Here is a 16,874-nt window from a genome sequence, read left to right on the forward strand (position 1 = left end):
TAAGTTCGGCGGGCATGGCCTCCCCTTCCGCTGTGCCGCCGGACCTCGCCGTCGCGCCCACGCCGTGGTTCGAGCGCTTGCTGATCGTCCTGTTCGTCGTCGTCCCCTTCCTCGCCGTGCTGGCCGCCGTCCCGTTCGCCTGGGGCTGGGGACTGGGGTGGCGGGACGTGGTCATCGCGGTGGTGATGTATCTCATCACCGGGTTCGGCGTCACCGTCGGCTACCACCGGCACTTCACCCACCGGTCCTTCCAGGCCAGGAGCTGGCTGCGGGTGCTCCTGGCGGTCGCCGGAGGCATGTCGCTGCAGGGGCCGGTGATCCGCTGGGTGGCCGATCACCGGCGGCACCACAAGTACGCCGACAAGGAGGGCGATCCGCACTCGCCCTGGCGGTTCGGTCCCGGCTTCACCGGGCTGGCCAGGGGGCTGTCCCACGCCCACGTCGGCTGGCTCTTCAGCCCCGAGCGCACCTCTCGGCGGCGGTTCTGCCCCGACCTGCTCGCCGACCGGCCCATCAGGTTCCTGTCGCACAACCTGGCCTACGTGCCGGTCGTGCTGCTCTCGCTCGGCCTGCCCGCGCTGGCCGGAGGCCTGTGGGGCGGCTCCTGGCACGCCGCGCTCACCGCCTGCTTCTGGGGCGGGCTGGTGCGCGTCTTCGTCCTGCACCACGTGACCTGGTCGATCAACTCCATCTGCCACACCTTCGGCAGGGAGGATTTCTCGGTCAGGGACCGCTCCCGCAACGTGTGGTGGCTGGCGCTGGTCTCGCTGGGGGAGGCGTGGCACAACCTGCACCACGCCGACCCCACCTGCGCCAGGCACGGCGTCCTGCGCGGCCAGGTGGATCCGAGCGCCCGGCTGATCTGGCTGTTCGAGCGGCTCGGCTGGGTCTGGGACGTCCGCTGGCCGGACGCCGGACGGATCGCCGCCCGGCGAGTGGTCACCGCGTGAGGCGGTCGGCCACCAGCGCGGCGCAACGGTCCTTCAACAGGATCGTGTAGTGGTTGCAGTCGTCCACCAACTCGTCCCGCAGGCCGGGCAGCCGCCCCGTCCACTCGGCGGCCAGCTCGGCGGGAATCATGCCGACCGGCTGGTCGAGCAGCCCGCGTGGGGCCCGCAGCAGCGACAGCGGCGACTTCACCGCGTGCAGCGCGGCGCCGATCGCCTCGACCTCGACGCGCAGCCAGCGGCCGTCCTGCAGAACCGCCTCCTCCCGCGCCCGTGAACGCACCGCGCCCTCGGGGCCGACCGCGTCATAGCGGACGTAGTCCTCCATCCGGTCGTTCCATTCGCCGACGAAGGCGGGGTGCGCCTTGAAGAAGTCGACGTAGGCGTCGGTGCTCGGGAAGGTCCGGCCGAGCCGGGCGAGGGCCGGGCCGAGGGCGGCGGTCAGGGCCGCGTCGGGATCCACACCGGGCGGCAGGGGCAGCGGGAGGCCGCCGTCGACCAGCACGACCCTGGCGTAGTCGTGATCGGCCGCGGCGAGAGCGGCGACATAGGCGCCCATCGAGTGGCCGGTCAGCACGATGTCGGACTCCGCGCCCAGGGACCGGGTCACCAGGCGGACGTCCTCGGCGTGCCGCGGCAGGCCGTACGGGCCCGGCAGGTCGGCGCTGTGGCCACGGCCCCGCAGATCCATCGCCACCAGCGACCATTCGGCGGGCAGCCGGCGGGCGACCGCGTTCCAGGCCATGAGCGAGGCGGTGATGCCGTGCACGGCCACGATCAGTCGGGGCCCGGCGCCGAACCGGGCGACACGCAGCCGTCCGCCGGGGACATCGACATCGCTGAAAACAGGGCTCAAGGAACTCTCCTCACGGTCGGCGGGGCGGATCGCGCGAAACGCCGGTCGTACCTGCCCGACCGGGTGACGCGTCGCTCTTCGAACGCGGCCGTCCCCGGGACGGCCCGATCACTTCGCATTCATACTGCACGCACCCCGCGCCCACCTGCGTCGCGTCCATGGCGGCGGGATCCCCCGCCCGGGTCGAAGAGCCCTCGATCGGCACCGTCGCGCGCCGGATGGGCGTCGCGGGCCGGTAGGCGCGGCATCCCCGGCAGCCCATAATTACCGCATGAGAATCACTGTCATCGAGCACGAGGCCGCCGCGGGCCTGGGCTTCTTCGCCGGATGGCTGGCCGGCGCAGGAGCCGGCTGCGAGGTGGTCAGGCCCTATCTGGGCGAGGCGGTTCCCGAGCGCGCCGACGACGGGTTGATCGTGCTCGGTGGCGAGGCGGCGGCGTGGGAGGACGAGGACCACCCCTGGTTGCCCGCCACCCGTGACCTGATCCGGAACTCGGTCGAGGGCGGCGTGCCGACCCTGGGGATCTGCCTGGGCGCCCAGCTGATGACCCTCGCCTGCGGCGGCGCCGTCGAACGGGGCGAGCACGGGCTGGAGGTGGGCGCGCGGGAGGTCGTCCCGCTCCCGGAAGCCGCCGACGATCCGCTGTTCGCCGGGCTCGGCCCCACCCAGGCCGTTCAGTACCACGGCGACGCGATGACCCGCCTCCCCGAGGGCGCGGTACGGCTGGCGGCCGGGGACCCCTACCCCAACCAGGCCTACCGGCTGGGGGAGAGGGCGTGGGCGGTGCAGTTCCACCCCGAGGCCACCGCCGAGATCTTCACCGGCTGGACCGGCGGCTCGGCCGATCAGCTGACCGCCCTGGGCTATTCGGTCGAGGAGCTCAACACGCAGGTGAAGGAGGCCGAAGAGGACCTGGTGGACACCTGGCGAAGGCTCGCCGAGCGGTTCGCCGCCGTCGTCCAATCCGCGTGACCGAGCGATTACGGTGCGAATCCACTAACGACGCAGCACACTTTCGGGATTAGCGTGTGCGGCGGCGCTCCCGGTTTCCCCGAGCGCGGGCCCGGCTCGGTGGACGGGCGCGGGTGGAGGGCGGCGCTCGATCCGCGCGGCCGGCGAGCGGCGGAGGCGAGCGGCAGAAGGGGCGAACGCGCCTGTTTCCTCCGTCATGGTAGGGATGTCGGGGTAGGAACTGGGAAGGCCACCCGTGCCTGTGATCGAAGATGAGGGAGAGTCGGTGAACGCCGTGCCCCGGATGCAGACGACCGCCGGGCGCCTGGCCCGGCTCGGGTTCGCCGACGGGGCAAGGGCCGAACGGCTGCTCGACGAGCTGGGGCCCGAGGCGGTCGGCGACTTCGACCTGCTGGACTCCCTGGTCGGCGTGGCCGACCCCGACCTGGCGCTCACCTCGCTCAACCGGCTGGCCGAACAGGACCCGAGCGTTCTCGGCGCGCTCCGCTCCGACCCCGGCCTGCGGACCCGGCTGCTCGGCGTCTTCGGCGTCAGCGCCGCCCTCGGCGACCACGTCGTCAGGCATCCCGAGCACTGGCGGCTGCTCGGCGGGACGCATGCCGTACGGCGTGCGACCGAGGAGGAGCTGCGCGCCGGGTTGCTGCTCGCGGTCGGTGCCGAGCCCGACGACCCGCAGCCGCGCGCCCGTGACGCGAGCACCGCCACCCTGCTCGCGCTGCGCGTCGCCTACCGGGGTCACCTGCTCCGGCTGGCCGCGCGGGACGTCACCGGCGTGGCCTCGCTCGCGGAGGTCACCGCCGAGCTGTCCGACCTGGCCGGCGCCGCGCTGGAGGCAGGGCTCGCCGTCGCGCGCTCCGAGCACGCCGAGTCCGGCTCGGTACGGCTGGCCGTCATCGGGATGGGCAAATGCGGGGCACGCGAGCTGAACTACATCAGCGACGTCGACGTCGTCTTCGTGGCCGAGCCGCGCGAAGGCGTCGACGAGCACGAGGCCATCCGGCTCGCCACCCGCCTGGCCCAGGGCATGATGCGCGCCTGCTCGGCCAGCACCCCGGAGGGCTCGCTGTGGGAGGTGGACGCGGCGCTGCGCCCCGAGGGCAAGGCCGGGCCGTTGGTCCGCACCCTCGCCAGCCACCAGGCCTACTACCGGCGCTGGGCCAAGACGTGGGAGTTCCAGGCGCTGCTGAAGGCCCGGCCGGTGGCGGGTGACCTCGACCTCGGCGGCCAGTACGTCTCGGTGATGAACGAGATGGTCTGGCAGGCCGCCACCAGGGAGAGGTTCGTCGAGGACGTGCAGGCCATGCGCCGCCGGGTCGAGGACCACGTGCGCAAGGACGAGGCCGAACGCCAGCTCAAGCTGGGGCCGGGGGGCTTGCGCGACATCGAGTTCGCGGTCCAGCTGCTCCAGCTCGTCCACGGTCGCCTGGACCCGCTGCTGCGCCGCCGCGCCACGCTCTCCGCGCTCGCCGCCCTCTCCCGGGGCGGCTACGTCGGCAGGGAGGACGCCAAGGCCCTCGCCGAGGCCTACACGTTCCTGCGCCGGATCGAGCACCTCATCCAGCTCTACCGGCTGCGCCGTACGCACGTGGTGCCCGAGGACGTCACCGACCTGCGGCGGCTCGGCCGGGGTCTGGGCATGACCGTCGACCCGGTGGGGGAGTTCACCACCCGCTGGAAGCGGCACGCGATGGAGGCCAGGCGCCTGCACGAGAAGCTGTTCTACCGGCCGCTGCTGCAGGCGGTGGCCCGCCTGCCGGAGTCCGAGGCCCGGCTCTCCACCGCCGCCGCACAGGCCCGCCTGGAGGCGTTGGGCTACACCGATCCCGCCGGGGCGCTTCGCCACATCAGCGCGCTGACCAGCGGTGTCTCGCGTCGTGCGGCCATCCAGCGGACCCTGCTCCCGGTCATGCTCGGCTGGTTCGCCGACGCCCCCGACCCGGACGCCGGCCTGCTCGGCTTCCGCCAGATCTCCGACAAGCTCGGCGCCACCCCGTGGTACCTGCGGCTGTTGCGCGACGAGACCGCGGTGGCCTCGCGGCTGGCCCGCCTGCTGGGAACCAGCCGCTACGTGACGGGCCTGCTGCTGCACGCGCCCGACGCGGTGGCCATGCTCGGTTCGGACGCGGAGCTCGACCCCCGGCCCGTCGAGGCGCTGCTGTCGGAGGCGCGGGCCACGGTCGGCCGCTATCCCGGGGAGGCCGAGAGCGCCGTGGCCGCGGTGCGCGGGCTGCGGCGCAGAGAACTGCTGCGCACGGCGGTCGCCGACCTGGCCGGGCACATCGACATCGAGCGGGTCGGCCAGTCGCTGTCCGCGCTCAACGACACCACCATCCAGGCCGCGCTGGACGCCGCGATCAGCAAGGTCGAGATGGAGCGGCGCGTCCGGCTGGGCACGAAGTTCGCGGTGATCGCGATGGGCCGCCTGGGCGGCGGCGAATCCTCCTACGGCAGCGACGCCGATGTGATGTTCGTGCACTCGCCGCTGGAGGGAGTCCCCGAGCGGGAGGCCACCGAGGTGGCCTTCGCGGTGGCCAACGAGCTGCGCCGCCTGCTGGCGCTGCCCGCCCCCGACCCGCCGCTGCTCATCGACCCCGACCTGCGCCCGGAGGGGCGTCAGGGGCCGCTGGTCCGCACGCTGGCCTCCTACGCCGCCTACTACGCGCGCTGGTCGTCGCCGTGGGAGTCCCAGGCGCTGCTGCGCGCCCGGTTCTCGGCCGGGGACGCCTCGCTCGGCACGGCCCTGCTCGCACTGGCCGACCCGCTGCGCTATCCGGCCGGCGGCATCTCCGATACGGCCGTGCTGGAGATCAGGAAGCTGAAGGCCCGGATGGAGGCCGAGCGGCTGCCGCGCGGAGCCGACCCGGCGCTGCACACCAAGCTCGGCAGGGGCGGGCTGTCCGACGTGGAGTGGGTGGCCCAGCTCATCCAGCTTCGCCACGCCGGGCGGCTGCCGTCGCTGCGGACCACCCGGACCTTGGAGGCGCTGCGCGCGGCGGTCGCCGAAGGGCTGCTGCCGGCCGCCGACGAGATCGCTCTGGCCCAGGCCTGGCGGTTCGCCTCGCGCATCCGCGACGCCCTGGTCCTGGTGCGGGGCCGCGCCTCCGACTCCATCCCGGTGGATCTGCGCGAACGCGCGCTGATCTCGCAGACCCTCGGTTACCCGCCCGACAGCAGCGAGGACCTCGTCAACGACTACCGCCGCATCACCCGCCGCGCCCGCCGGGTCGTGGAGCGCGTTTTCTACGAAGATTGATCGATTTTTCCGATCGCATTGCGCCAGGCGGGACAGACGTGTATCAACGGTGCGGGTGATCCATTTTGATATCCGTTTACATCGACCTGGCCATCGGGCTGGTCCTGGCCTTCCTGCTGCTGTCCCTCCTGGTGAGCGGGGTCAACGAGGCCTTCGTCCGGCTGTTCGGGATCCGCAGCAAGTTCCTGTGGGCCTACCTCCGTGACACCTTGGACGGCGGCCCCCGGGAGGGTGAGTCGTGGATTCCGGCGAAGGTCGCCGACGTCTTCGCGAAGCTGCCCTTCTCCAAGGACGACCCGCGCCCCCGGCACGACCCGGACCCCGCGCCGTCGGTGGTCGAGCCGGTGCCGGTGGACCCTGCCACGGTGCTGGCCGCCGAGGCGCCCGCGCCGCCGGTCGACATGACCGGGCGGCTGTACGAACGGCTCCAGGAGATCGACCACCCCAAGGGGACGCGGACCAGCATCGCCGACATCCCGCCCGAGCGGTTCTCCGGGGCGATGCTGGAGCTGGTCGCCGCCGAGGAGGGCGGGATCGACGGCCTGCTCACCAAGCTGGAGGCCATCGGCAGCCCGCTGGCCGGGCATCTGCGGGGCGTCTGGGAAGGCGCGCAGCGGGACCTGGGCAAGTTCCGCAAGGGCGTGGAGGCCTGGTTCGACGGTGAGATGCAGCGGCTGTCCACGCTGTACCGCCGCTACGTCAAATGGGTGGTGTTCGCGCTGGGCCTGGCGCTGACGCTGCTGCTGGGCATGGACGCGCTGGAGTACGGCAAGACCCTGCTGCGCGACAACGCCTACCGCGCCGGGGTGGCGGCCATCGCGGGCGGCAGCCAGGACGGACTGAGCGCGCTCAAGGAAAAGTGCGCCGCCGCGGGTGCGGGCGAGCCCTACACCTGCGTGACCGAGTCCTTCAGTTCTCCCGCCCTGGTCAAGATCTTCGATCACGCCATCGTGAGCGTGACGATCCCCCCTGACGGCTCGGAGGATCCGTCCTTCCACTGGAACGGCGGTCTCTGGTGGGAGCGCCTGATCAGCCCGGGCCACTGGCCCGGTTACCTGATCACCGTGATCGCGCTGCTGTTCGGGGCCTCCTTCTGGTGGGACATCCTGCGCCGGCTGACCGGCATTCGCGGCCGTCGCCCGTAGTCTCCCGCCCGCGGCGGGGTTCCGGGGCGGGCCGGCGCAGGCGGTGAGACCGGTCCCGCCCAGGGGGAGGCGCCTGGGCCCGCTGCGGGTTCTAGCGCAACTCGGCCAGGACCAGGTCGACCTGGGGGAGGGGGTCGGGCCCGAACGGGCGGAGCGCCACCGTGTCCGCCCCCGCCTCCCACAGCGACCTGACCTGGTCGGCGGCGGCCTTGGGGGAGCCCACCGCCTGCACGACCTCATCCGGGGCGACGTGCAGGAATTTCGCGGAACCGGCGGCCAGACGCGCGCCCACCGCCGCGTCGTCGCCGACGTAGAGGTTCGTGAACACCACCAGCTCGTGGTCGTCTCCGCCGGTCAACTTGCGGGCCTGCGCGATCTGGGCGGGGCCGACCCCCTCGGGCAGGATCGTGCCCTGGGCCGCCCGTCCGGACAACTCCAGCGAGCGGGGCCGTACCACCCCGGCGAGAACCGGCGGCGCGGTCGCGGGCGGATGCACCAGGCTCACCCCGTCGATCCGTACGGCCCGGCCCTGGAGGGTGACCGTCTCGCCGCGCAGCAGCGCGCGCACGGCCACGATGGTCTCCTCCAGCAACGCCAGCGGTGAGGGCGCCAGCACGCCCACCTGCCGCATCCAGTCCTGGACGCCGTGACCGATCCCGGCCGTGAGGCGGTGGGGGTGCATGCGGGCCAGGTTGCCGAGCTCCATGGCCAGCAGGGCCGGATTGCGCAGCGGCGCCGGAGCGATCCCGATGCCCACGCGCAGCCGCTCGGTGACGGCGAGCGCGGTGGCCGCCGACGAGATCGCGCCGGTCCAGCCCAGATCCTCCACCACCCAGACGTCGTCCACCTCGGTGGCGTCCAGATGGCGGCAGAAGGGGATGAGCGACTCCGGGGGGAGGTCGCGGTCGAACATCACACCCAGGCGCATGTCTCTCCTATGAGTAACGAAAGTAGCCGGCGAAGCCCTTGACGGCCGTGAGGGGATCGATCCGGATCTCGGTGCCGGTTCTCAACGCGTTGATCATCCTGCCATGGCCGACGTAAATGCCCACGTGGTGGGTCTTCACCGTGCGCCTGCCGACCTTGCCGTAGAACACCAGGTCCCCGGGCCGGGCCTTTGCCGCGGACACCTTCGTGAGCCGCCTGACATGATCGTTGGTGTTGCCCGGCCCCAGGACGTCGCGTCCGTACGCCAGGCGGTACACCCACCTGGCCAGCCCGGAGCAGTCCAGGCCCCGGGTCCTGGTCGCGGGGCACGGGCGGATCGCGCCGCTGTACCCCTGACAGGTGCCCAGAGAGGGGCCGGGATCCTCGTCGTGGCCGCCGCCCCACGAATAGGGGATCTCGCCGCCCCGCCAGCCCGGCTGGTCCTGCCCGGCCGCGACCGCGTAGGCGATCGCGGTCACCCGGTTGAGGGTGACGGGCAGGAACGGCACCGAGCCGCCGGCGACCAGGAGGGTGCCGGTGAGCGCCACGACCACGGCCGGTTTTCGAAAACGCGCGGACGACCTCGGGCGCCGCCGTTCGCCCTGGGAAACCCCGGCCACATTCACCCGCCTTGGTTTATCGCTACAAGTCCAATTTATTCTGCCTAATATGGCGTCGTGGTGTGCTGCCGACAATCGAGGGGCATGGTGCCGCAGCCGGCATGGGGCAGGCGGGATGCTACGAAAAAGCGGATACACAGATGCAGAATGTCCGCATATTTCCTCGTGTGGCATTGAATTGAATTGAATGCGCCATTCGTCCCTTAGGGGGCGATAGGGGCGTGGTGAGTCAGGACGCGCCGAGCGGTCGCGACGTCCACACGGCCTTGTAGATCGTCAGAGGCGAACACCGGCAGAGGCTGGGCGACCAGCTCGATCACCACGCTGGTCGGGGTGGCGTCATCGGGCCGCAGCCGGTCGGCCTCGTCGCCGCTGAGGGGTGTCCAGTCTCCCCGGGGGACGACGGCCACGCCGTCGTCATAGCCCGACGCGTCACCCGCGCCCCTCGCGTGGCCTCACGGCTCAGACGTCCCGCTGGTCTCATCGGTTTCAGTAGAAAGCCCCGCCGTCCTCTGGAATGCGTCTTGAGACGGCGGGGCTTCTTCGCATTGCGCGGCCTATGTGCCGGCGTTTGGTTCAGGCCCACTGTAGGAGGCGGCCTGAAGAGACGGATGAACGCCTCGGGGCCATGTCGATCGTCGAGCCACGCCGACAGCGAGGCTACGCATCCGCTGATCGTCGCTTGCACGATGACGGTGTGGAGAGCATCGGCTTCGTCGCCGCCGACCTCGGACAGGAAGATGCGGTAGCGGCTGTTCACCCCGCGAGCGTAGGAGTCCATCGAGGACAGGAAGTCCTCCGCGGTACCCGGTCGGTTCGCGTCGGCCTGTCGAAGGGGGAGGGCGGCCAAGTCGTCAGCGGTGAGAGAGCCGGTGACGTCGCGGAAAGCGAAGCGATCCACCCCTTCCGGCTCGGCCGCTCCTACCCGCTGGGCGGCCTGCCGGGTGATGGCCGCGGCTTCGCGGTCGGTGGCGCCCTCCATCACGACGCCCAGGTTGCGGGTCGAGATCGATCCGGCAGGGTCGGGCGCCGAGTAGGTGCGGCCATCCACGCCGCGGCTGTTGATGCCGTACCGGGTACGGACCAGCTCGCCGCGCCAGAGCCGATACTCGCGGTAGGAGCCGTAATGGAGGCAGTCGTGGGCGTAGGCGCGCAGCAGATCCAGCGCCACCAGCTCAGGGGACGCCGACGCGGGATTGTCCAGGGGGCCGTAGCGGGTGATGACGGCACCCATCTGCAGGTGCCGATACCCCTGGTCGGGGTGGTGGAACCCGCCGAAGGCGCCGGCGCGGGGGGAGCGGACGCCGACCCATACGCGGTCGGTCGGCAGGAGCCGGTGCAGGCCCAGTTCCTCGTAGCGGGCGGCCAGGAGGGACGCGCCGGTGTAGAAAATCTCCTGGGCTTCGCTGTTCTCGCCGAGATCGGCCAGTACCCAGGGCAGGAGCGAGAAGACCAGGCTCGGGTGAGCGCGGTCCAGGCCGGCGGTCGCCCGCTGGGCGGCGAGCCGCTCGACGAGCACCGGGCGGTCGGCGGGCTCGCCGGCAAGGTGTTCGTTGGGAGCCAGGCAGGAGCGCCCTGTTAGGGCTGTGTGTGCTGGATCAGGAGCCGGTGCGACTCCTGTACCCCCTCGGGGAGGTCGTGCGGCGAAAACCATTTCGCCTCCAGGATCTCAGTGGAGTCCATCTTGAGTGTGCCGCCGGTGAGCAGAGCCTCGTAGGCCACCTCGACCCGCAGCTTGTATCCGCTTTTGATGTGCACGAGCCGGTTGACCTTGACATCCAGCCCGGTTTCTTCGTGCACCTCGCGGACGACTGTGTCCTCGAATGCCTCACTCTTGTTGGCGTAGCCGGTAGGGCAGCCCCACTGCCGGTCCGGCGGCCACATGCGGTGCCGCAGGAGGAGCACGCGCCCCTTGTCGTCGCGGACGACCCCGGTGACTCCGACCATGAATTTCGCGTGCCACAGCCACAGCACGCGCCACTGCAGAGGGCCGCGGATGAGGCGCCACAGGCGGGCGAGGAGATTCTTCATGCTGATCCCTTCGGGGTTTCATCCGCGCCGCCTTCTGGTTCGGGGCCACGGAGATGGCGTGTTGCACATTGCCATGCCCGCCGCCGGGAGAGGGGCCGGTGGCTGATTTGCCGCTGGCGTTTTCTCGGCATCCCTGGTCGAGTGCTGCTGCTCGTCACGACGCACCATCTCTTGGAGGAAGGAACGGGGCGTGTCTCTGTGTCAGCACCTACTGGTCGGCGCGTTTCTCGTAGCTCGGCTGCTTGTTCGACCCGAGTAGCACGCCGAGGATCGGCCGACGCGAAGGAAGAGCAGCGCCTCCGCCTGAGGAGGACTCAAAGCGGAGGCGCCGCCGCGACCGGCGTTCCACGGCACCTGCCCTGGTGCCGGGCGGTCGCTTACCCGTGGCCGACCCATGAGGGCGTGCTTACGGGAAGTCTGTACCGGGATCGCCTGCGCAGGAGGGGCAGGGACGTCGCGGCCAGGCCCGCCGCGCATAGCGCGGTCATCACTGCGAGGACGGGTATCGGCACCGTGGCCGGTGAACTCACCAGCCATGCGGCGAACGCCAGGGTGCCGGCGATGAAGATGATGTTCCCAACGCGTTTGAGGTTCAACGATCTCTCCGATGTGTGAACAGAAGCTGGTCATGGTGACTGGACAGTGGCCGTGCGGTCGCGTCTGCCCTGGGGATGAGGGTCACCCGAGGATGGGACGGCGCGGCGACGCGGGACGGGGGCGCTCCGTGCCGCCGCGCCAGCTCAGGGGTTGGCTCGCCGCCCGTAGGTGTGCGCCGGCTCGACCTGATCGGCCAGCGCAGAGCCGAGCGCCTCGGCCGAGGGATAGGTGATCATGTACTTGACGCCTCCCCTCTGCTCCCGCTCGGACAGTGGTGCACGCCGGGTGGCCGTCCAGCGGCCGAGGAGCGGATCATGGGTGATGTGCCAGCCGGGGAAGGTCTGCTCCAACGCGGCGAGCTGGCATTGCTGCCGCGTGATGAGCACCCCTTTGAGGATGGGCGTCTCGGGATCGGTCACTGCGTACTCCCGTGTGGATGACGCGGGCGGGACGGGTGAGGACTCCGCCCGCCCGCGTCACGCACAACGTCGGGACCCCTTCGCGCTGCGTTGTGCGGGACCTGCGGCACGGCGGCGTGCGACTGGGAGAGGGCGTCGCCGTGCCTGCTCTGGGGAGGTACGGGGAGCGCGTGCCAGGCGCAGGCCATCTCCGCCTGGTGCATCTGCTCCTCCAGCCCCTCGGGGGTGTCGTCTTCGACGATCAACGGTTGAGGTGTCGGCCAGGCCGCTACGGCGTAGAAACGGCGGTTGCCGAGGCTATAGAGCACGCTCCAACCCGGCCGGGCGGCGGTCAGCCGTTCGGCCTCGGCGCGAGCCGGGCCGTCCCACAGACGGCGGTGCACGATGGCGAGGGCGGAGCTCTCGCGGTGCCGTCCGGGTATGCGGGGGTTCCCGATCATGGGACCACCTTCTTGGCGATCTCTTCCTGCCGTTCGACCTCGACCTCTAACCCGTCGAAGGTGTCGGCGTCCACGGTGGGCTCGGCTCCGGCGCGCAACGCGCCCCGGGGGAACGGCTTTTCACGGACGGCCCAGAAGCGGCCCCGGTCACTGAGGATCAGCCGCCAGCCCGGAATCGTGGGGCTCGCGGACTCGGGCATCGCGGATCTAGCATTCTCCATGGATCGGACCTCCATCCGATCAAGGGCCCGTCCGGTCGTCGCAAGCGCCGGGCGGGTCCGCTTTGGGCGGTGGGAAAGCTGTTCGGGCACTCTGTATGAGAGAGAGGGCCGAGAGCGTGAAGCGACCGTGACCCCACACTCACCACAGGGCATCGACTGTCATCCGTCTCTACGTCGAGAAATGACGGCGGCATTCCGGCCAAGTTGAGGCCGAATAACAAGGTGGTGCGTTCGTCGTCCACGCTGCCCAAGTTACGAAGATCAGGCCACGTTGAGTATGGGGTAAAGGCCTGTACGGTGGTCAAAGTGGTCAAAGACCGTTTATTGGGTTCGGCTGGGCTTCTAGTTATTCGTCATAAGAACGTTGATGCTGGCGGCTATGGTGATCAGCGAAATGCGGGAGATATGCGTACCGCAGATAAAGTCGATCAAAATGGTCAAGGATCCGTTTTGTCATGCGGAGGCGTATTATGGCGCGCGAACGAAATGAGCGGCTTGCCGCACTCCTCCAAGAGGCGGGCTGGTCACGGGCGCAAGCAGCAAATGCGTTCAACCGTGTCGCACAAGAGAGCAATCTGCTCGATTACGCATGCATAGGCCGCTCCCACGTCAGCATGTGGGTGGCCGGGACGAAGCCGTCAGGCGCAGCACCCATAATCTTGTGTCAGGCGCTGTCCCGCCGTCTGAAGCGTGCCGTTACACCAGATGAGCTCGGGTTCACAGTTCCCGACGCGCCGACACAGGAGGCGCTGGAGTGGCGTGTCGATCCGCTGATCGCGCTGACTGACCTGGGGAGAACGGACGTGAACTCAGACCGTAGAAGCCTTCTGAGCGGGGCAGTGTACTCAGTGGCTGCCCTTGCACTTCCGGGGCGAGGGTGGTGGGAGAAGATGGCCGAGCAGCCGTCCGCGCCGACGAAGCATCAGCGTGTGGGACGTGGCGATGTGGTGACTGTTCAAGAGCTCACTGCGGCTTTCTCCCGAATCGACCAGCGGCGCGGCGGAGGTCACGGCAGGAAGGCGCTGGTGCAGTACTTGCAGTCGGACGTCGCAGCCTTTCTCCATGGGACATTCCTTGATGAGCAGGTACGGCGCGATATGTTCTCCGCCGCCGCAGAGTTGGCCTACCTGTCGGGCTGGATGGGATTTGACAACGGTGAGCATGCTCTGGCGGAGCGGTATTTCATCTTGGCCGTGAAGTTGGCCGCTCGGGCTGACAACGCGCCGTTGACCGGCCATATCCTGCGCGCCATGGCGCACCAAGCCATCGACCTCGGGTTCGTTACGCAGGGCCTCGATCTGTCGACAGCTTCCATGCAGGGCCGGCGCTACGCCAGTGCCACGCCCCGGGAGCGGGCGTTGCTCGGTGTCGTTCATGCCCGTGCTCTGGCCGCTAGCGGCAGCAAACAGGGTGCGGCCAAGGCCCTGCTGAGGGCTGAGAACGATCTCGCTTCAGCCAACATGGACATCGAGGAACCGCAGCGCACGTTCTTTTTCGGGGAAGCTTCGTTGGCTCACGAAACCGCGTGCACCCTGCGGGACTGCGGTGACCGGCAGGGCGCCATCCGCCAGTTTCGACGCAGCGTCCGGACCCGAGGGGACGCCTTCCGTCGCACACACGTAGTGACGCTTGGATACCTGGGGGCGATACAGGTTGCCGCCGGCGGCGTGGAAGAGGCGTGTGCTACCTGGAGCACCGCTCTCGATGCGATGGAGGAGGGCATCTATTCGGGGCGGGCGCGGCAAGCGGTCGTCAACATGCGTAACCTTCTCTCCCCGTACCGGCGCCGAGGGATATCGGCGGTCGCTGAGCTGGACGCGCGAGCCACTGCGTGCTTGACCCACGTAGATTGATCCCGTTACGAGTCGCAGCGAAGGGATGAGGGCAAACATATGGCTCAGGCGCTGGAGATCAAGCCCATCGGCACCGTGGTCGGCGGACGCACCGAACCTACCGACGACCACTGGAGCGGCACGGCGATCATCCGCCTGAAGCCTGACTTCCCCGTCGAGGTCGTCCAGGGCCTTGAGGAGTTCTCCCACCTGCTGGTCGTCTGGCACTTCCACCAGGCTTCGCCCGATGATGTCGCTCTGCACGCTCGGAGCCCACGTAACAACCCCGAATGGCCGGCCACGGGAACGTTCGTTCACCGCAACCACCGCAGGCCGAATCAGCTTGCGCAGTCCTTCCCGCGGCTTCTGAAGGTCGATGGTCTGGACCTGCACGTGACCGACCTGGACGCGATCGACGGCAGCCCCGTCTTCGATCTGGCACCGTACTTCAAGGAGATGGGCCCGCGCGGTGAAGTGCGCGAGCCCAGTTGGCCGAATGAGATGCTCAAGGACTATTGGGGAGATCCGCAGAACTGAGCGCGGATCAGCGGAAGGCGGGGGGCACCACCGATGTGATCGGCAGCGCCCCCGCGTTCCCGGCGACGGGTTACGCCCGTTCTGCCATCTGCGGACCGTCCGCGGATTGATCCCGACGGCCTCGCAGGCCTGCCTGCCACTCATGCCCTTCACGCGCAAGCCGCAAATATTCAGCCCGCTCGGCGACCAGCTTCGCCCGCCCCCGGGTTCGCTGCCGGTCCTCCCGGATCTCGAAACCCATCGCATCCCCTCAGCCGGGGTGTTGCGACGATCCCTTGAACCTAAGATCACGATGTCGGGCCGTTCTGTTTCTTCCGACGTTGCTCAGCAACGACAACCGGCGACAAGGTTCCTCCAGCTCGGCGCCCGTTTCCGAGAAGATCGCCAAGGCCGGAGAACCGGGTCGTCACACGTCGTAGTAGAGCTCGAACTCGTGCGGGTGGGGACGCAGACGGATCGGGTCGACCTCGTTCTCGCGCTTGTAGGAGATCCAGGTCTCGATCAGGTCCGGCGTGAACACGCCGCCCTCCAGCAGGTATTCGTGGTCGGCCTCGAGCGCGGCGAGCACGTCCGAGAGCGAGCCCGGGACCTGCGGGATGTTGCGAGCCTCCTCCGGGGGAAGCTCGTAGAGGTCCTTGTCGACCGGCTCGACCGGCTCGATCTTGTTGCGGATGCCGTCGATGCCGGCCATGAGCTGGGCGGCGAAGGCGAAGTACGGGTTGCAGGACGGGTCCGGCACGCGGAACTCGATGCGCTTGGCCTTCGGGTTGGAGCCCGTGATCGGGATGCGGATGCACGCCGAGCGGTTGCGCTGGGAGTAGACCAGGTTGACCGGGGCCTCGTAGCCGGGGACCAGGCGGTGGTAGGAGTTCACCGTCGGGTTGGTGAAGGCCAGCAGCGACGGAGCGTGCTTGAGCAGGCCGCCGATGTAGTAGCGGGCGGTGTCGGACAGGCCCGCGTAGCCGACCTCGTCGTAGAAGAGCGGCTCGCCGTCCTTCCAGAGCGACTGGTGGCAGTGCATGCCGGAGCCGTTGTCACCGAAGATCGGCTTGGGCATGAAGGTGACCGTGTGACCGGACGCCTGGGCCGTGCTCTTGACGATGTACTTGTACAGCATCAGGGTGTCGGCGGCCTTGAGCAGCGTGTTGAACCGGAAGTCGATCTCGGCCTGGCCGGCCGTGCCCACCTCGTGGTGCTGCATCTCCACGTCGATGCCGGCCTCGATGAGCTTGCGGACCATCTCCGAGCGCAGATCGGTGAAGTGGTCCATCGGCGGGACCGGGAAGTAGCCGCCCTTGTAGCGCGGCTTGTATCCGAGGTTGCCGCCCTCCTGGGCCTTTCCGGTGTTCCAGGCGCCCTCGATCGAGTCGATGTGGTAGTAGCTCGTATGCGCGCTGGTCTCGAACCGCACGTCGTCGAAGATGTAGAACTCGGCCTCGGGGCCGAAGTAGACCGTGTCGGCGATGCCGGTGCCCTTGAGGTACTCCTCGGCCTTACGGGCGACGTTGCGCGGGTCGCGGCTGTAGGCCTCGCCCGTCAGCGGGTCGTGCACGAAGAAGTTGATGTTGAGCGTCTTGTGCTGCCGGAAGGGGTCCAGCACGGCCGTGGAGGGGTCGGGCAGCAGGAGCATGTCCGACTCGTGGATGGCCTGGAAGCCCCGGATCGACGAGCCGTCGAACATGAGGCCGTCGGTGAAGACGTTCGCCCCGAAGTTCTCCGTGGGAAACGTGAAATGGTGCGTCGTTCCCGGCAGGTCGGTGAACCTGACATCGACGAACTGCACCCCTTCGTCCTTGATGAACTTCAGGACGTCGTCGGCGGAGTTGAACACGCGAACCTCCCAAGGGGCACGGGCTATCAGAGCCGAACGTAGGCCTGTGCCGTTACCGCCCCGTGTCTCGTTTGTTTCACTCGTGTTAAGGGAAAGCCGCCTTCACGCTAGACCCGCAGCTCGGCCGGATCCGGCGGGAAAGGCCTTCCTTTGCCTGAGTCTTACGTCCGGGAGTGTCCGGGTCTCGCCTTTCAGACGGCCAGAGTCTCATGCCCAGGATCGGAGGAGGCAGTCGGAAACGACGG

General features: G+C 69.3%; 15 protein-coding genes. 6 read left to right on the top strand and 9 right to left on the bottom strand.

The window, feature by feature from the left end:
- Positions 1-14 precede the first annotated feature (14 nt).
- Positions 15-950, top strand: a complete 936-nt coding sequence (locus ACQPYK_RS14060; RefSeq protein WP_433255098.1) for an acyl-CoA desaturase — start codon at positions 15-17, stop codon at positions 948-950.
- On the opposite strand, the gene ACQPYK_RS14065 is transcribed toward ACQPYK_RS14060, so the two are convergent.
- Positions 940-1,803: an alpha/beta hydrolase gene (locus tag ACQPYK_RS14065; protein WP_433255100.1), complete on the bottom strand. Its 864-nt coding sequence runs from the start codon at positions 1,801-1,803 to the stop codon at positions 940-942. The genes ACQPYK_RS14060 and ACQPYK_RS14065 overlap by 11 nt on opposite strands.
- 271 nt (positions 1,804-2,074) lie before the next feature.
- Between ACQPYK_RS14065 and ACQPYK_RS14070 the strand changes: the two genes are divergently transcribed.
- The 3 genes from ACQPYK_RS14070 to ACQPYK_RS14080 all read left to right on the top strand — a co-directional run bounded on the left by ACQPYK_RS14070 (position 2,075) and on the right by ACQPYK_RS14080 (position 7,174).
- On the top strand, positions 2,075-2,776 hold the full coding sequence (locus tag ACQPYK_RS14070; protein WP_433255103.1) for a type 1 glutamine amidotransferase: 702 nt from the start codon (positions 2,075-2,077) through the stop codon (positions 2,774-2,776).
- 283 nt (positions 2,777-3,059) lie between these two features.
- A complete protein-coding gene (locus ACQPYK_RS14075) occupies positions 3,060-6,029 on the top strand; it encodes a bifunctional [glutamine synthetase] adenylyltransferase/[glutamine synthetase]-adenylyl-L-tyrosine phosphorylase (RefSeq protein WP_433258790.1) in 2,970 nt (989 codons plus the stop codon).
- 65 nt (positions 6,030-6,094) lie between these two features.
- Positions 6,095-7,174, top strand: coding sequence for a hypothetical protein (locus ACQPYK_RS14080; protein WP_433255105.1), 1,080 nt, complete (start codon positions 6,095-6,097; stop codon positions 7,172-7,174).
- 91 nt (positions 7,175-7,265) lie between these two features.
- Here the strand turns inward: ACQPYK_RS14080 and ACQPYK_RS14085 are convergent, their stop codons facing one another.
- The 7 genes from ACQPYK_RS14085 to ACQPYK_RS14115 form a co-directional block, all read right to left on the bottom strand.
- A complete protein-coding gene (locus tag ACQPYK_RS14085; protein WP_433255108.1) occupies positions 7,266-8,102 on the bottom strand; it encodes an LLM class flavin-dependent oxidoreductase in 837 nt (278 codons plus the stop codon).
- 7 nt (positions 8,103-8,109) lie between these two features.
- Entirely contained in the window at positions 8,110-8,655 is a 546-nt protein-coding gene (locus tag ACQPYK_RS14090; protein WP_433255111.1) for a C40 family peptidase, read from the bottom strand.
- A gap of 382 nt (positions 8,656-9,037) precedes the next feature.
- The gene (locus ACQPYK_RS14095) at positions 9,038-10,240 is read right to left on the bottom strand and encodes a hypothetical protein (protein ID WP_433255114.1); all 1,203 of its coding nucleotides are present in this window, start codon (positions 10,238-10,240) and stop codon (positions 9,038-9,040) included.
- A 59-nt stretch (positions 10,241-10,299) separates the two neighbouring features.
- Positions 10,300-10,752 (bottom strand): NUDIX domain-containing protein, encoded by a 453-nt coding sequence (locus tag ACQPYK_RS14100; RefSeq protein ID WP_433255116.1) that lies wholly within the window; start codon positions 10,750-10,752, stop codon positions 10,300-10,302.
- Positions 10,753-11,492: 740 nt separating this feature from the next.
- A complete protein-coding gene (locus tag ACQPYK_RS14105; RefSeq protein ID WP_433255119.1) occupies positions 11,493-11,768 on the bottom strand; it encodes a hypothetical protein in 276 nt (91 codons plus the stop codon).
- Positions 11,765-12,208 (bottom strand): hypothetical protein, encoded by a 444-nt coding sequence (locus ACQPYK_RS14110; RefSeq protein WP_433255121.1) that lies wholly within the window; start codon positions 12,206-12,208, stop codon positions 11,765-11,767. Before ACQPYK_RS14110 ends, ACQPYK_RS14105 begins: the two co-directional genes overlap by 4 nt.
- Entirely contained in the window at positions 12,205-12,429 is a 225-nt protein-coding gene (locus tag ACQPYK_RS14115; protein WP_433255123.1) for a hypothetical protein, read from the bottom strand. Before ACQPYK_RS14115 ends, ACQPYK_RS14110 begins: the two co-directional genes overlap by 4 nt.
- A 470-nt stretch (positions 12,430-12,899) precedes the next feature.
- Here ACQPYK_RS14115 and ACQPYK_RS14120 point away from each other — a divergent pair, with 470 nt between their 5' ends.
- Together ACQPYK_RS14120 and ACQPYK_RS14125 are read left to right on the top strand one after the other, a co-directional pair.
- Entirely contained in the window at positions 12,900-14,282 is a 1,383-nt protein-coding gene (locus tag ACQPYK_RS14120; RefSeq protein WP_433255125.1) for a hypothetical protein, read from the top strand.
- A gap of 39 nt (positions 14,283-14,321) precedes the next feature.
- A complete protein-coding gene (locus ACQPYK_RS14125; RefSeq protein ID WP_433255127.1) occupies positions 14,322-14,798 on the top strand; it encodes an SAM-dependent methyltransferase in 477 nt (158 codons plus the stop codon).
- 406 nt (positions 14,799-15,204) lie between these two features.
- Here the strand turns inward: ACQPYK_RS14125 and glnA are convergent, their stop codons facing one another.
- A complete protein-coding gene (gene glnA, locus ACQPYK_RS14130) occupies positions 15,205-16,629 on the bottom strand; it encodes a type I glutamate--ammonia ligase (RefSeq protein WP_433255129.1) in 1,425 nt (474 codons plus the stop codon).
- Between the last annotated feature and the right edge of the window lie 245 nt (positions 16,630-16,874).

It is taken from the genome of Streptosporangium sp. CA-135522 (assembly GCF_050949235.1).
Lineage (GTDB): Bacteria > Actinomycetota > Actinomycetes > Streptosporangiales > Streptosporangiaceae > Streptosporangium.

Excerpts from the sequence above, each read along its gene's own strand:
- ACQPYK_RS14070 (WP_433255103.1), top strand. The coding sequence starts at position 2,075 with ATGAGAATCACTGTCATCGAGCACGAGGCCGCCGCGGGCCTGGGCTTC.
- ACQPYK_RS14075 (WP_433258790.1), top strand. The coding sequence starts at position 3,060 with ATGCAGACGACCGCCGGGCGCCTGGCCCGGCTCGGGTTCGCCGACGGG.
- ACQPYK_RS14100 (WP_433255116.1), bottom strand. The coding sequence starts at position 10,752 with ATGAAGAATCTCCTCGCCCGCCTGTGGCGCCTCATCCGCGGCCCTCTG.
- ACQPYK_RS14060 (WP_433255098.1), top strand. The coding sequence starts at position 15 with ATGGCCTCCCCTTCCGCTGTGCCGCCGGACCTCGCCGTCGCGCCCACG.
- ACQPYK_RS14110 (WP_433255121.1), bottom strand. The coding sequence starts at position 12,208 with ATGATCGGGAACCCCCGCATACCCGGACGGCACCGCGAGAGCTCCGCC.
- ACQPYK_RS14120 (WP_433255125.1), top strand. The coding sequence starts at position 12,900 with ATGGCGCGCGAACGAAATGAGCGGCTTGCCGCACTCCTCCAAGAGGCG.
- ACQPYK_RS14125 (WP_433255127.1), top strand. The coding sequence starts at position 14,322 with ATGGCTCAGGCGCTGGAGATCAAGCCCATCGGCACCGTGGTCGGCGGA.
- ACQPYK_RS14085 (WP_433255108.1), bottom strand. The coding sequence starts at position 8,102 with ATGCGCCTGGGTGTGATGTTCGACCGCGACCTCCCCCCGGAGTCGCTC.
- ACQPYK_RS14115 (WP_433255123.1), bottom strand. The coding sequence starts at position 12,429 with ATGGAGAATGCTAGATCCGCGATGCCCGAGTCCGCGAGCCCCACGATT.